Below are 12,932 nucleotides of genomic sequence, written 5' to 3'. Positions count from 1 at the left end.
AGCTCCATGACCAACTCCTTGGCTCACAGAACGACATGGCTACGATCCGACTTCCGCGCGCGCGGTGGCCGAGCGCGCGTTGGACCAGGCCCGCGCCGTGGTGGACGCGGCGCGGGAGCGGATCGGGGCGTTCGCCCGCGACGCCTACCGGGGGCGCGAGGTCGAGCGGGCCAACGCGCTGCTGGGCGGCATCAAGCCGGCCGACTTCGTGATGGCGTTGGGCTACCTGGACCAGGTGTCGCAGCGACAGCGCGAGGCGCTGGACGCGGCGACCGCCGCCCGGCTGATGGCCAAGGAGAAGGAGGCCGTGGCGGTCGGGCGGGCCGAGGCCGCCGCGCGGGCCCGGCAGGCCGCAGCGGACGCGCTGGCCGATGCCCGCCGCACGGCGGTCGAGGCGCGCACCGCCGCGATCGAGCTCACGAAGCTGTCCCAGCGGCGGCAGCGGGCCTGGCGTTCGGCCCGGCGGGAGCGCTCGGCGATCCTGGCGCGCTACCGGGAGCTGCGCGCGGAGAGCGCGCGCATCGCGGCGCACATCCGGGGCATGGGTCACGGCCCGCCCGTCCTGCTGCCCGGCGGCCGGCTGCCGATGCCGGTGCGCGGGTGGAAGTCCAGCGACTTCGGCATGCGCTTCGACCCGTACTACCACGTGTGGCAACTGCACGCGGGCATCGACATCGCGGCCGGGGGCGGCGAGCCGATCCGCGCGGCCGCCAGCGGTCGGGTCCTGCGGGCGGGCTGGAACGGCGGGTACGGCAACTACACCTGCGTCTTCCACGGGACCCACAAGGGGCGCAGCCTCGCGACCTGCTACGCGCACCAATCCAAGATCCTCGTCGGCGTCGGGGAGTGGGTCAGCCGGGGGCAGGTGATCGGACGCGTCGGCACGACCGGCGCCTCGACAGGCAACCACCTGCACTTCGAGGTCCGGGTGGACGGCGCGCCCGTCAACCCGGTGGGGTACCTGCCCGCCTGCCTCTGCTGAGGGGAATCTGAGGCGACCCCGACCCGTTGCTCAGGTAGCATTTCCGGCTGGCCGTGAGCGAGGAGGTGAGGGCCGTGCCGAGGGAGCAGGGACGCAAGCTGATCGCGTCCAACAAGAAGGCGCGCCACGACTACGCCATCCTCGACACGTACGAGGCGGGCATCGCGCTCATGGGCACCGAGGTCAAGTCGCTGCGCGCGGGGCGCGCCTCCCTGGTCGACGCGTTCGCCCAGGAAAAGGACGGCGAAATCTACCTGTACGGGCTGCACATCCCGGAGTACGCGCAGGGCACCTGGACCAACCACGAGCCGCGCCGCACCCGCAAGCTGCTGCTCAAGCACGTCGAGATCGTCAAGCTGCTCACCAAGACCCGGGAGAGCGGCCTGACGATGGTGCCGCTGTCCATGTACTTCAAGGACGGCTGGGCCAAGGTCGAGATCGGCCTGGCGCGCGGCAAGAAGTCCTACGACAAGCGCCAGGACATCGCCAAGCGGGACGCCAACCGGGAGATCTCCCGGGAGCTGGGCCGCCGCCTCAAGGGCCGCGCCTGACGCTGGTTAGCCCCCGAGAGTGAACGGCGGTCGCGTGGACCGACCTCCGCGGGCCGTAACCCTAGATTCAGTGGTGTGGCGGAGATCATCCTTGATTTCTTCTACGCCCACCCCGAGGAGCGGGTGTGGCGTGGCCTCACGGACTCCGCCCAGGTCGCCCGGTGGCTCATGGAGAACGACGTCGTAGCCCGGCCGGGGCACCGCTTCCGGCTGCGTCCGGTCGGGCTGCCCGGCCTGGACGGGCTGCTGCACGCCGACGTCGTACGGGTGCGGCCCGGCCGCGCCCTGGAGATGATCTGGACCGCTCCGGACCTGCACCTCGGTGTCTCGTGGCGGCTGCACCCGGTGCCGGGCGGCACGGTCGTCGAGGTCCTCGTCACCGGGTATCTCGGCGCGGGCGGGCAGGCCCGCCGCCACCAGCTCTGCCGGGCGCTGCGGGAGGCGTTCGCCGGCCGCCTGCCGGAGGTGCTGGCCGGCCGGATACCGGGATGAAACTGTCGCCGGGACGCGTTACTGTAGATCGGGTCGCACGGAGGTCGTGCGACACACCAGGGGGTGACAGGTTTCGACTGCGGACGTGGATGCAGGTGAAGCGAGCCGAGGAAGCCGACGCCGTCTCGTTAATCGATGTCGGAAAAACACAAGCGCCAACTCTGTTAAGCGCTCCCAGCTCGTTCTCGCCGCCTGAGGCGAGTAACGGCTGTGTCGAACCGGACGTGCCTACGGTCCGGATCTCGGCATCATCTAAGTAGGCTGGCCAATTCGGCCCCGTCGCGGGGCTGATGCGGCGAGATTAATCGCGACTGAGCCCGTCACACCAACTCGCTCACGTGATTGGTGGGGCTGAGAAAGGCACAGTGAGCTGCGCTCGGAGAAGCCCTGTTGAGACGCCGGAGGACCCGGGTTCGATTCCCGGCACCTCCACTGGACGGAGAAGGCCCGCGACTGACGTCGCGGCCCTTCTCCGCATGTTCAGAGGATTCACAGCCGCCAGGGGTGGACACGCGGCGCGGACGAGTTCACCATCGGTGAGGAGCACACCACGAGCAGCCACGGGCCGTCCCGCGTGCGCAACCGCAGTGGCTCCCTGCGCACCCGGCGCCGGCCACCTGGTCGGACCTAGAGGAGGTGCGCCCATGCAGGTCCAGCCCGCCGGACTGTCCCGGCCCTGGTACGCCGCCACCGGCGGGGTAGGGCTCAGCGAGTCGATCCAGGCCTTCACCCAGGTGCTCCGCACGCCCGCCCCCGACTCCGGCTGGCGTAAGCACCTCAGCGGGCGGCTCGACCCGCTCCGGGAGGCGTTCGCCGAATACCGGGCGGCCACCGAAGGCGCGGACGGGCTCTACGCCCAGGTCGTCAGCGAGGCGCCCCGGCTCGCCCACGAGGTCGACGGCCTGGTCGCCGAGCACGGCGCCCTCGACCGCGCGATGGCCAACCTCGCCCGGCAGGCCGCCGAGGCGAGCGCCGACGCGGAAACGCTGCGGCGTGGCGCGCAGGACATGCTCAGCGGCCTCACCAAGCACCGCCAGCACGTCGCCGACGTGGTGTACACCGCCTACGCGGTCGACATCGGTGGGGAGTAGTCGCCGTCAGGCCGGCAGGTCGATGCCGTCCAGCGCCCGCCCGCACGGGCAGTCCGGCTCCGCCGGCAGCAGCGGCAGGGCGGTCAACAGCAGGTCGCGCAGGCGCTCCGTGTTCTCGCCGAACACCCGGAACACCTCTTCCTGGGTGACCCCGTGATCGCCGTCCACACCCGCGTCCAGGTCCGTGACGAGCGCCACGGACGTGTAGCAGAGCGCCAGCTCCCGGGCCAGAATCGCCTCCGGATGCCCGGTCATGTTGATGATCGTGCCGCCCATCGCGGTGTACGCCCGGGACTCCGCCCTGGTGGAGAACCGCGGACCCGGCACCACCACCATCACGCCCTCCGGCACGGCCGCGATGCCTGCGGCGGCGGCCGTACGCAGGACGGTCTGCCGCCCCACCGGGCAGTACGGGTCGGCGAAGTTCACATGCACCGCGCCGGTGTCGTAGAACGTCTGCTCCCGCCCCGTCCGGTCGATCAGCTGGTCCGGCACCACGAACGTGCCCGGCCCCAGCTCCGGCCGCAGGCCACCCACCGCGCACGGCGCGATGATCTGGCGGACCCCGATCGAGCGCAGCGCCCACAGGTTTGCCCGGTACGGGATTTTGTGCGGAGGGAAGCGATGGTCGCGCCCGTGCCGCGGCAGGAAGGCGACCCGCCGCCCACCCACGTCGGCTACCGTCACCGGGTCGGACGGCGGCCCGTACGGCGTCTCAACGACGTGTTCGGTGGCTCCGTCAAGCAACTTGTAGAGTCCCGAGCCGCCAATGACGGCGAGATCCGCGAGTGCACCCACGCGGAGACTCTAACCGTGGGGCACAACGCAAGCTATGGTGCGAGACATGCACCCGGATCCTGGCACCGCGCGCGAACCGGAGTTGACGAAGGGGCAGGCGATGAAGTCGCTGGTCGGGCAGCTGCTCGTGGCGACGCCGAACCTCCGCGACCCGAACTTCGAACGTACGGTCGTGCTGCTTGTGGCCCATGAGGCCAACGGTGCCCTCGGTGTGGTCCTCAACCGGGCCACCGAGGTCCCCGTCGGCGAGGTCCTCACCGGCTGGCAGGCGCTGGCCAGCGAGCCCGCCGTCGTCTTCGAGGGCGGCCCCGTGCAACCCGAGGCCGCCATCTGCCTCGCTCGCGCCCGCCCCGGGCTGGCCGCCGGCCGCAGCGGCTTCAGCCGCGTCGACGGTCTCATCGGCACCGTCGACCTCTCCGGCGACCCGGAGAGCTTCAAAGAAGATCTTCAAGAGGTACGCGTGTTCGCGGGCTACGCGGGCTGGGCCAGCGGGCAACTGGAGGAGGAGATCGCCACGGGCTCGTGGCTCACCTTCGCCTCCCTCCCCGGCGACGCCTTCGACCCCCGCCCGGACAACCTGTGGCAGATGGTCCTGAGGCGCCAGGGCGGCCTGATCGCGGCCGTGGCCCACTACCCGTCCGACCCGGCGCTGAACTGACACGAGGGATACCCGGTGTGAACCAGGGCGCCGGGGTGTGTACCATTGCGCGAGTGCCCGAGAGCGTTGTCGGGCGCTGGGGGGCCGTGGCGCAGCTGGTAGCGCACCACACTGGCAGTGTGGGGGTCAGGGGTTCGAGTCCCCTCGGCTCCACCCGTCTTGAACAGGCAATATCGGCCAGGGGCGATGATCTTGTGATCACGCCCCTGCTCACATTGATGCGTTAGCCTCATCTCCGTCGCCGCCGCGTGTGAGCACCGGGGAGAGGGTCCGTGAGCAGTTGGGTCAGTTTGCGAGCGCGCATTCAATGCGCGCCGAGACGCGATTGGTCTATTGCTCGATCTTCCGAAGCGCTCCCGCTAACGGCGGCCGGCCACGATGCGCGCCATGAGATCACGCCGAACAGGTTAAAAATAAAGCTAGGCCCACACCGTAGACGACGTCCTCCACGGGGATGGGAGCGCTGAAGACCTCCTCGATCTGGTACCTCACGAGCCGAAAGACCTCACCAAGTAGCTGACGCGGTCCCAGAGGCTCGAACGCTGACGGGGCGTGATCCCGTCGCGCTTGCGCCAGCAGTTGGGTGATCTCGGGGTGCAGTCCGCGCCGAGGATCGTTGTAGGCGAATACGAACGTCTGGAACTCGCCCGCACGCTTGGCCAAGGCGCCAGCCAGGTCGCCGGTGAACTTCTTCTTGACGTCGCGGGCACTGTCCGCGTCGAAGGTTTCCGGGGCGTAGCAGGCATACAACTTTCCGTCGTGAAGGCGCAAGCCGTCCGACGAAAGATCACCAATGTTCCCGTGCGTCCGGACCTCGACGAAGTCGGCGTACCGGGCAGTCATGATACGGACGAAGAAATCCTCAAACGCCGATCCGTTCAGGTCCGCCATCCGATCGCGGAACATGGTCTTTACGAACATGCGTTCCGTGAAGCTGAGGAGGTCTACCGAGCGGGTTGGCCAGTGCGTGGTTCGTCAGGCGGTTCTGGGCCGCGGGAGCGGGTCCATCGCACTGGTCGCGGACATAGGTGGTGCCAAATCGGCGGCGATGCGCTGGCTCAGGCGCCATCGCGCCACATTGCCTCAACTGACCGGATGTCGGCCCGCCGCCCACCCGAGACTGGCCCGTGCGCGTACACCATTCGCCACGGAGGGTGGGCACAATGTCACACTCGTTCCTCGGACGGCCGCTGGAGACATCGGCCTCCTACCTGGACAGCGCCGCGGCTGCCCGGGATCTGACGGACGCAAGGCTGCGTGACCGGGCGGCGACCTTCGGCCTGCGGTTGCTCGCCGGCCTGCTGGACGGCGTCGCGGCCGACCTCGCGTCCCGCGACCTCGCCGAGGTCGCCCTCGTCTACGACGCCCTGTCCGAACAGCTGGCCGACATCACCAAAGGCCCCGTCGAGGAGATCTACCTCGCCCTGGTGACGCTGTGCGAGGATCCGACGGCGCAGCGCCTCGTCCACAAGCTCCCGCCGCCGCCGCAGGCGCACATCGACAGCCTCCGCCAGACGGTCCTGCAGATCAAGGTGACCTACCTGGCGCCACGCGGCGGGGCGGCCCGGCGCGTCATCGAGCTGCTCTACCGGGTGGAGAACCAGCCCATGGCCCGCCGCATCGAGCACAGCTTCGAGTGGGAGGACCTGCCTGACGACGTGCGGGCGCACGTCATCAGGACCGACGAGCGCAAGCTCGCGTACCAGCTCTATCCACGTCCCGCCTGAGAAGCGAACCTGGGAGTACTCCACATGGTTGTTCCTCTTATCGCGTACATCGTGGCGGGCCTCGTGGCCGCCGCCCTCGTCGGCGTCGTCGTCGCCTACTGGCCGAAGATCATGGGCTGGGCGCGGGACAGCCTCCTACCCTGGGCCGACGAGCACTTGCCCGAATTCGCCGGGGTGATCCGTCAGGCGTTCCAGACCCTCGACAACGTCGTCGTCGAGGTACGCCAGGCTGTCCGCAGCGCGTGGCGGCGGCTGCGCAACGTCCTGCTCAAGGAGACCGCCGAGTTCGTGCAGCTGTTCAACCACGGCTGGGCCGTCGAGATCACCTCCTGGCTGGCCAACCGGCAGAACGCCGAGAAACCGGTCGTCAAGGTCGTCACGCAACAGCAGCTGGACTACGACGACCTGCCGCCCGACATTCGGGCACAGCTGATCCACGACGACCTCTCGGAGGGGTCGCTCGACGTGACCGCCGCCCGCGACCGGCTCCTCGAGAGTGCCTAGTCATGCGAAAGGGAGAAACTGTGCTGACCTGCGCTTTGGTCACCACCGTCATCGTCGTGGGCGGCATCCTCGTCCTGCGGCGTCACCGCAAGCGCCCGTCCCCCGGCTCCAGGAACACGTACCAGCTGGGCAAGGTCGTGCTCGATGCGTACGGGGAGGACTGGTCGACCCGCCTCGGCCAGCCGCTCACCGTGCTGCGCCGGGCCGCGCTGGGCGGCGGCGACCAGGAACTGCGGCAGGCGCTGGACAAGCTGGTCGGGCCCGTCGAGGTCGACTTCGACGGGGCGGCGAAGTCCGGCGGGTCCGTGCCGGTGACGGTGACGGTCGCGTACAGCGACGACCGTACCCAGTCGCGGGCCGAGATGATGCTGCCGTGGGACCTGGTTCCGGAGTTGGTGCGTGCGGACCTCATCCGCGGCCGCACCACGGTGTCGCAGACCTGGCGGGCCGCACCGGCCACCGACCAGGCCGGCTGAGGCGATCCGGATGATCTGGTTGGTAGTCGCGGCCATCGCGGCCGCTGTCGGGGCGGGCGCCGTGGTCGCGTTCTGGCCCACCATCGTCAACAAGCTGCAGGCCTGGTTGCGCGAGAACAACCTGACCAAGAGCGCGCTCGCCGAGGCGGTGGTGCGGCTGGACCGGATGGCCGGGCACGTACGGCGGATTCTGCGCGTACGCACCCGGGCGTACGGGGTGCAGAAGATCTCCGAGGAACAGCTCAGCCTCGACGACATCGACGACCCGCAACTGCGCGCCGAACTGGAACGCACCGGCAACGCTGAACGCGACGTCCTCCACCTTCTCGACTAGACCGAGCCGGAGACAACGACCATGCCCAACTGGCCCCAGGCACCCAGAACCGGCGAGGCGCCGGACCGTCGGCCGTCGAACCCGGCGCCCGCGGCAGCCGCTAAGGAACAGCCCGAGAACACGCCGCAGTTCATCGCCCGCAAGCCGCTACGGACGCTCGACGACCTGATCGTGTCCAGCGTGGTCATGCACCGCATCGACATCGCGCTCAAGCAGCTGACCCATCACGAAGCGCTCTATCACACGTGGAACCTCAAGAAGATCGACCCGTACCGGGCCGGAACGGCGGTCAACTTCTACGGAATGCCCGGTACGGGCAAGTCGCTCGCGGCGGAGGCACTGGCCGCGCAGGTCGCGCGACCCTTCATCGACGTCAACTACGCCGAAATCGAGTCGCGGTACGTGGGCGACACGCCGAAGAACATCGTGCGCTGCTTCGAGCAGGCCAGGGCCGCCAACGCGGTCCTCGTCTTCAACGAGGCGGACTCGATCCTCGGCAGCCGGCTGTCGAACGTGACGCAGAGCTCAGACCACAGCGTCAACGTCTCGCGCGCCGTCATGCTGTCGCAACTGGACGCGTTCGACGGCCTCGTGGTGTTCACCACGAACTTCCCCCGCAACTACGATGCCGCGTTCGTGCGCCGAATCCTCGTCCACGTCAAGTTCGAGCTGCCCGACCTGGCGACGCGCGAACGCCTGTGGGCGCAACTGATCCCGGACGAGATGCCCCGGGAGGCTTCGTTCAGCACGCGGGAGCTGGCCGCCGCGTCGGAAGGGCTCGCCGGCGGGGACATCGTCAACGCGATCAAGGCGGCCGGCGCGGAGGCGATCTCCCGGCCGCAGCCGGACCGGCACCTCACGATGGCAGACGTGCGACACGAGATCGAGTCGATCCGGCTGGCCAAGGCCGAGGTCGGCAAGCCCGCGCCGGGTCCGCGGGTCGTCTCGGTCGACGAGGTCGACAGCGTCCCGGAGGACTGACCGTCAGGCCGCGTCAAGGTCCTCGGCCAGGCGGACAAGTCCGTCCAGGTCGAGGACGTCGATGCGCCGGTACGACGTGCCGACGAGCTTCAGCTGCCGCAGGCGCACCAGCGCCCGGTGCACGCTGGGCTCGCCGGCACCGATGAAATCGGCGATGTCGAGTTGGGTCAGCGGCACGTCGATGGCGGTGCCGGCCGGGCTCGGGCGGCCGTACGTGACGGCGAAGTAGCTCAGGATGCGGATCACCCGCAGGTCCACGGACGCGCCGCCCAGGGTGATCCGCAGCGCGGTAGCCTGCCGCAATTTGGTGAGGACGCACTGCTGAAGAACGGTTTCGGCGCCCGGGTGTTCCGCGAGGAACGCCCGGAACGTGGCCTGGTCGAGGACGCGCGCGCGGGCCTCGGTCACCACCGCCACCGTGGCTGTACGGGGGCCGTCGTCCATCGCCGCGATCTCGCCGATCGGGTCGCCGGCCCCGCGGATGGCGAGCAGGTTCACCCGACCCTCGCGGGTGTTGCCGAGCACCTTCACGTACCCACCAAGAAGTATGTAGACGACCCGCTCGGGGCCGCCTTCGCGGGTCAGGACCTCGCCGGGCCCGTACGCGCGCAGGGTGCCGCGGCGGAGCAGATCGGCTCGCGCCTCGTCCGGTAGTTCGTGAAGGAAGGTGGCTTTGGGCCAGTCGGGCGTGTCCCGCATGCGTGTCACCTGTCGCTCAGTGAAGTGGACATCCATCACCCTGGCGCGACGATATGACGGGTGAGGATGCCCCGGATGAGCTGACCATTCGTTACCGCACGGATAACAGCCCGTATTGCTGCCTGCTCGGGTATGCACCGTCAGGTGCTCGGACGCCACAACCGGTCGAACGCCCGATCCGCATCAGGCAGACGGTTGTCCACCCGATGGCCATCCACAGTGGCCGAATAGGTAACTTGGGTGCCCATGAGCGGCCCGGCGCCGGTCACTGTGCCGTGCACCCCGCTTCCGTCGAATCTCAGGCGCAACCGCGCGGCCACGGCTGCGACGGGCATCGGCACGGTGAGCCAGTCCCGGCCAGGTGGCGGCTTCGGCTCCGCCGTCCACGTGATCGTCATCGACCCGGCCGGAGCGTCCAGCTGGGCGGTCAGCTCCTGGCCGGTGTACGCGATGGCGTAGCGCCCGCCGCCCGGCGCGGCGACCTCGCTGCTGGCGAGCCAGGTGAGGTCGCCGACGCGGTTCTCCTCGCCGCCGGCGATGTTGATTTCGACCGGGTCGGCGCCGGCCGCCGGCAGCAGGTCGATCTCGGCGGGCACATCGGCGAAACTCACGCCGCCCACGGTGCCGCGCAGGAGCGCGCGGTACGTGGTCGGCAGCCCGGTCTCGCCGCGGCCCTCCAGCCCGGACAGCTCGGTGAGCCGCTGAGCGACCTCCACGACGCTGGCCCCGGCGGGGGTGTTCGCACGCGTCTCGTACGTCATGGCCAGAGCCCAGCCGTCGGCATCCGGCACCAGCTGTCCGGAGATCCCGACGGCGACCGACGGCACCCGACCCATCGCGGCGAACGACAGCCCGACACCCTCCGCCCAGTATTCCCCGGGCAGCGGGAACAGGTCGTCGCGCGCCAGCCCTGGGAGGGGCACCACGAGCAACCGCCCGTCCGGGTGCAGCCACCACTGCGTACCGCCGAAGATGCGCGCCACCTGCCCCGGGTCGCGCCTGCCCTGGCGAACGGTCACCTGGACGGGACCGGTACCGCCGAGTCGCCGCACGCGTTCCGTAGCTGACATCCGTGGAGTAGAGCACAGGATTGGGACGACGATGCACTCGTCCGATGCCATGGTCGAACGACCCGGCTGTCCACTTAGTGCGAAGAGCCGATGGTCGCTGCCCACCGTTGTGAAGTGCCCTGAAGATTTCGGACAGCGACCCTCAAATCGGGTCGTTGATCTTTCGGAGGAATCAGATGGCACGAGCGAAGAAGACCTTCACCCCGGCCTACCGCGACGAGGCGGTGAAGATGGTGATCGAGACGTCGCGTCCGGTCGCGCAGGTCGCCCGGGAGTTGGGCATCAACGAGGGCACCCTGGGCAACTGGGTCAACGCCTACCGGCGTGAGCACCCGGTCGACGAGGCGCCGCTGACTGTGAGTGAACGGGCCCGGCTACGCGATCTGGAGGAGGTCCGGGAACTTCGGATGCGCAACGAGTTTCTGGGAAAGCGGCGGCCTTCTTCGCCCAGGAGTACCGGTGAGCAGCAAGTACGAGTGCATCGACGGCGAGAGGGCCCACTACCCGGTCGTGAAGATGTGCGCCTGGGTGGCCGTGTCGCGGGCCGGCTACTACGAATGGCATAACCGGCCCGCGTCGGCGACCGTCGAACGTAGAACTGTTCTGGCGCAATGGGTCCGTGAGGTGTTCGCCGACTCGGATGAGACCTACGGCTACCGCAGGGTGTGGCACGAGCTACGCCGCCGTGGCATCGAGTGCGGCCCGGAACTGGTCCGCGACATCATGCGCGAACACAACCTCGTCGCCTGCCAACCGCGCCCGTGGCGCCTGACCACCGTTGCCGACCCCGACGCACCCACCACACCCGACCTCGTCGGCCGCGACTTCACCGCGCACGCACCCGGGGTCAAGCTCGTCGGCGACATCACCTACATCCCAACGTGGCAGGGCTTCGTCTACCTCGCCACCGTCATCGACTGCCACACCAAGATGGTGGCCGGCTACGCCATCGCCGACCGCATGAACGCGTCGCTGGTCTGCGACGCGTTCATCATGGCGGCGCAGCGGCTGACCCGGGCCCCGCAGGCGATCTTCCACTCCGACCGGTTGAATCCGGGCAGTACACCTCGGCGTTGCTCGCGGTGCGGACGGCCCGCGGTCGCGTGCTCCTGCTTCCCGGTGGCCGTCGTGGACGGCCACCGGGAAGCGCTGGTCAGCCGGCCTTGTAGGAGAGGTATTGGCCCTTCGGCCAGCTGTGGAAGTTGTTCAGCTCGCGCGCTTGGCCGCTGCAGTCGGGCGTCAGGTAGCCGGGGACGCTGAGGAATCCGCCGCTCCAGGCGAGCATCCAGGTGGCGTCGGCGGGGACCGGGCGGCAGACGCCGTCGGGGGTGGCCTGCCGGCCGACGATCTCGGTCGGGTAGCTGGAGTAGAAGACGAGGCCCGTGTCCGGGCTCTGGAACGGTTCGCCTGCGGCTGCCGGTGACGCGGGGAGCGTCAGGGCCAGGGTGGCGGTGGCGACGGCGGTCAGGCCGGCGGCGATTCTCTTGGCGGATGAGCGCATGGGCGTCCTTTCGGGGACAGCGTTCGGGGAAAGACCGAAGCCGGCCTTTCCCCGAATCCATCGACGTACATCGATGGATAGTTTCCGTCGAAAAAGTTTCCATGTCAACTAACCGTTCTGCTCGGGAGCACGCGCTCCCGACCAGAACGGTTCAACGGCGTTCAGGATTGGGTGATGGTGACATCGTCGACGCCCGCTCCACGAGGCTGGCGCCGGAGGCGCCGGCCTCGTCGATCAGCAGCCGGTCCGACGGGCCGTCCGCAGTTCGGTGCTCCTACCGCTCGCGACGGCGGGCACCCGGCCGGGGCGGCACGCTCGGCGCCGCCCCGGCTGTCCGTACCGGGAACTACGGCGTTGACATAGTGAACTGCGGGACGGTGACCGACCCGCCGAGGGAACTGGTGGCGTAGTTGAAGATGCCGTACCGGTAGCCCATGAAGAACTGCCAGGCGTTGTTGAGGGTCAGGGTGCCGAGCTGGGTGAAGTTGGTGCCGTCGGTGCTGTAGGAGAAGCGGGCCTGCCGTCCGCTGCCGGGCCGGATGTCGGCGGCCACGCGCAGCCAGATCCGTCCGCCGGAGATGTTGGCGCTGGCCGATTCGCTGCCGGTGCCGGTTGTGCCCCAGCTGCTGTTCATCGTCAGCCCGTTCTGCATGACGACCCGGGTGGCGTTGTTGTCGCGTTTGACGCCGATCCACGCCGACGAGTCCCGCAACATGGCGAGTCCTGCCCGGTCACCGTTCTGCATGGAGCCGTAGTTCAGTTCGATCGTGGCCGTCGATGTCGGGCCGAGGATGCGGTGGGTCAGCGTGTTACGTGCGGCGTACAGGTCGGTGGTGACCGTGGCGGTCGACAGCCGTAGCCCGTTGCCCACGCTGAACTTGGTGGTGTCGGGGTTGTGGTTCCATTCCCACTCCGGACCCAACGTGGTGAAGGTGTCCGTGCCCGTGGGGGGCCTCACCTGCCGCGGCGGCCGGGGAACATTCGGGTACGGGTACGAGGCGCCCCACCGGCCATTGACGGTCTGCAGGACCGGCCAGTCGCCCGACCAGGTGATCGGCGCGAGCGCCG

18 protein-coding genes, 1 tRNA gene and 1 other RNA gene are annotated in these 12,932 nt (G+C 69.2%); 14 read left to right on the top strand and 6 right to left on the bottom strand.

The genetic code is table 11. From position 1 onward, the window contains the following. Nucleotides 1-64: 64 nt before the first annotated feature. From ABD191_RS27995 to ABD191_RS27975, 5 genes are all read left to right on the top strand, one after another. Nucleotides 65-982 carry a M23 family metallopeptidase gene (locus ABD191_RS27995; RefSeq protein WP_344088660.1) on the top strand — a complete coding sequence of 306 codons (918 nt, stop codon included), beginning with the start codon at nucleotides 65-67 and terminating at the stop codon, nucleotides 980-982. Between the two features lie 74 nt (nucleotides 983-1,056). Beyond that, nucleotides 1,057-1,533 (top strand): SsrA-binding protein SmpB, encoded by a 477-nt coding sequence (smpB, locus tag ABD191_RS27990; protein WP_344088657.1) that lies wholly within the window; start codon nucleotides 1,057-1,059, stop codon nucleotides 1,531-1,533. Nucleotides 1,534-1,608: 75 nt separating this feature from the next. Continuing rightward, nucleotides 1,609-2,025, top strand: coding sequence for an SRPBCC family protein (locus ABD191_RS27985; protein ID WP_344088654.1), 417 nt, complete (start codon nucleotides 1,609-1,611; stop codon nucleotides 2,023-2,025). A gap of 59 nt (nucleotides 2,026-2,084) precedes the next feature. Continuing rightward, nucleotides 2,085-2,460, top strand: a transfer-messenger RNA (tmRNA) gene (gene ssrA, locus ABD191_RS27980). Between the two features lie 209 nt (nucleotides 2,461-2,669). After that, on the top strand, nucleotides 2,670-3,116 hold the full coding sequence (locus ABD191_RS27975) for a hypothetical protein (RefSeq protein ID WP_344088651.1): 447 nt from the start codon (nucleotides 2,670-2,672) through the stop codon (nucleotides 3,114-3,116). A 6-nt stretch (nucleotides 3,117-3,122) separates the two neighbouring features. Here ABD191_RS27975 and ABD191_RS27970 read toward each other — a convergent pair whose 3' ends face one another. Next, nucleotides 3,123-3,914: an S-methyl-5'-thioadenosine phosphorylase gene (locus ABD191_RS27970; protein WP_344088648.1), complete on the bottom strand. Its 792-nt coding sequence runs from the start codon at nucleotides 3,912-3,914 to the stop codon at nucleotides 3,123-3,125. A 46-nt stretch (nucleotides 3,915-3,960) separates the two neighbouring features. On the opposite strand from ABD191_RS27970, the gene ABD191_RS27965 reads away from it, so the two are divergent. Both ABD191_RS27965 and ABD191_RS27960 read left to right on the top strand, forming a co-directional pair. Next, entirely contained in the window at nucleotides 3,961-4,572 is a 612-nt protein-coding gene (locus ABD191_RS27965) for a YqgE/AlgH family protein (protein ID WP_344088645.1), read from the top strand. 80 nt (nucleotides 4,573-4,652) lie between these two features. Then, nucleotides 4,653-4,725, top strand: a tRNA-Ala gene (locus ABD191_RS27960). A gap of 240 nt (nucleotides 4,726-4,965) precedes the next feature. Here the strand turns inward: ABD191_RS27960 and ABD191_RS27955 are convergent. Continuing rightward, nucleotides 4,966-5,493, bottom strand: a complete 528-nt coding sequence (locus ABD191_RS27955) for a hypothetical protein (protein WP_344088643.1) — start codon at nucleotides 5,491-5,493, stop codon at nucleotides 4,966-4,968. 242 nt (nucleotides 5,494-5,735) lie between these two features. Between ABD191_RS27955 and ABD191_RS27950 the strand changes: the two genes are divergently transcribed. The 5 genes from ABD191_RS27950 to ABD191_RS27930 are packed head-to-tail and all read left to right on the top strand — an operon-like array spanning nucleotide 5,736 to nucleotide 8,594. Next, nucleotides 5,736-6,299 carry a hypothetical protein gene (locus ABD191_RS27950; protein WP_344088640.1) on the top strand — a complete coding sequence of 188 codons (564 nt, stop codon included), beginning with the start codon at nucleotides 5,736-5,738 and terminating at the stop codon, nucleotides 6,297-6,299. A 24-nt stretch (nucleotides 6,300-6,323) separates the two neighbouring features. Then, nucleotides 6,324-6,803 carry a hypothetical protein gene (locus tag ABD191_RS27945; protein WP_344088637.1) on the top strand — a complete coding sequence of 160 codons (480 nt, stop codon included), beginning with the start codon at nucleotides 6,324-6,326 and terminating at the stop codon, nucleotides 6,801-6,803. Between the two features lie 20 nt (nucleotides 6,804-6,823). Then, on the top strand, nucleotides 6,824-7,279 hold the full coding sequence (locus tag ABD191_RS27940) for a hypothetical protein (RefSeq protein ID WP_344088634.1): 456 nt from the start codon (nucleotides 6,824-6,826) through the stop codon (nucleotides 7,277-7,279). A 10-nt stretch (nucleotides 7,280-7,289) separates the two neighbouring features. After that, nucleotides 7,290-7,613, top strand: a complete 324-nt coding sequence (locus tag ABD191_RS27935) for a hypothetical protein (protein ID WP_344088631.1) — start codon at nucleotides 7,290-7,292, stop codon at nucleotides 7,611-7,613. 21 nt (nucleotides 7,614-7,634) lie between these two features. After that, on the top strand, nucleotides 7,635-8,594 hold the full coding sequence (locus tag ABD191_RS27930) for an ATP-binding protein (RefSeq protein WP_344088628.1): 960 nt from the start codon (nucleotides 7,635-7,637) through the stop codon (nucleotides 8,592-8,594). Between the two features lie 3 nt (nucleotides 8,595-8,597). Here the strand turns inward: ABD191_RS27930 and ABD191_RS27925 are convergent, their stop codons facing one another. Both ABD191_RS27925 and ABD191_RS27920 read right to left on the bottom strand, forming a co-directional pair. Continuing rightward, nucleotides 8,598-9,293: a Crp/Fnr family transcriptional regulator gene (locus ABD191_RS27925; protein WP_344088625.1), complete on the bottom strand. Its 696-nt coding sequence runs from the start codon at nucleotides 9,291-9,293 to the stop codon at nucleotides 8,598-8,600. 140 nt (nucleotides 9,294-9,433) lie between these two features. Then, a complete protein-coding gene (locus tag ABD191_RS27920; protein ID WP_344088622.1) occupies nucleotides 9,434-10,363 on the bottom strand; it encodes a hypothetical protein in 930 nt (309 codons plus the stop codon). 176 nt (nucleotides 10,364-10,539) lie between these two features. Here ABD191_RS27920 and ABD191_RS27915 point away from each other — a divergent pair, with 176 nt between their 5' ends. After that, entirely contained in the window at nucleotides 10,540-10,929 is a 390-nt protein-coding gene (locus ABD191_RS27915; protein WP_344088619.1) for a transposase, read from the top strand. Beyond that, nucleotides 10,823-11,623 (top strand): IS3 family transposase, encoded by an 801-nt coding sequence (locus ABD191_RS27910; protein ID WP_344088616.1) that lies wholly within the window; start codon nucleotides 10,823-10,825, stop codon nucleotides 11,621-11,623. The genes ABD191_RS27915 and ABD191_RS27910 overlap by 107 nt, the downstream gene beginning before the upstream one ends. Here ABD191_RS27910 and ABD191_RS27905 read toward each other — a convergent pair. Next, on the bottom strand, nucleotides 11,517-11,864 hold the full coding sequence (locus tag ABD191_RS27905) for a hypothetical protein (RefSeq protein WP_344088613.1): 348 nt from the start codon (nucleotides 11,862-11,864) through the stop codon (nucleotides 11,517-11,519). The two genes, ABD191_RS27910 and ABD191_RS27905, sit on opposite strands and share 107 nt — an antisense overlap. 346 nt (nucleotides 11,865-12,210) lie before the next feature. Next, nucleotides 12,211-12,932 (bottom strand): beta-xylosidase family glycoside hydrolase (locus ABD191_RS27900; RefSeq protein ID WP_486341500.1); only part of this gene is annotated, 722 nt, incomplete at its 5' end.

The sequence above is a fragment of the Luedemannella helvata genome, from assembly GCF_039528415.1.
GTDB lineage: Bacteria > Actinomycetota > Actinomycetes > Mycobacteriales > Micromonosporaceae > Luedemannella > Luedemannella helvata.
The sequence above is the reverse complement of the archived record's forward strand: the minus strand, read 5'-3'. Positions and strand labels throughout refer to the sequence as shown.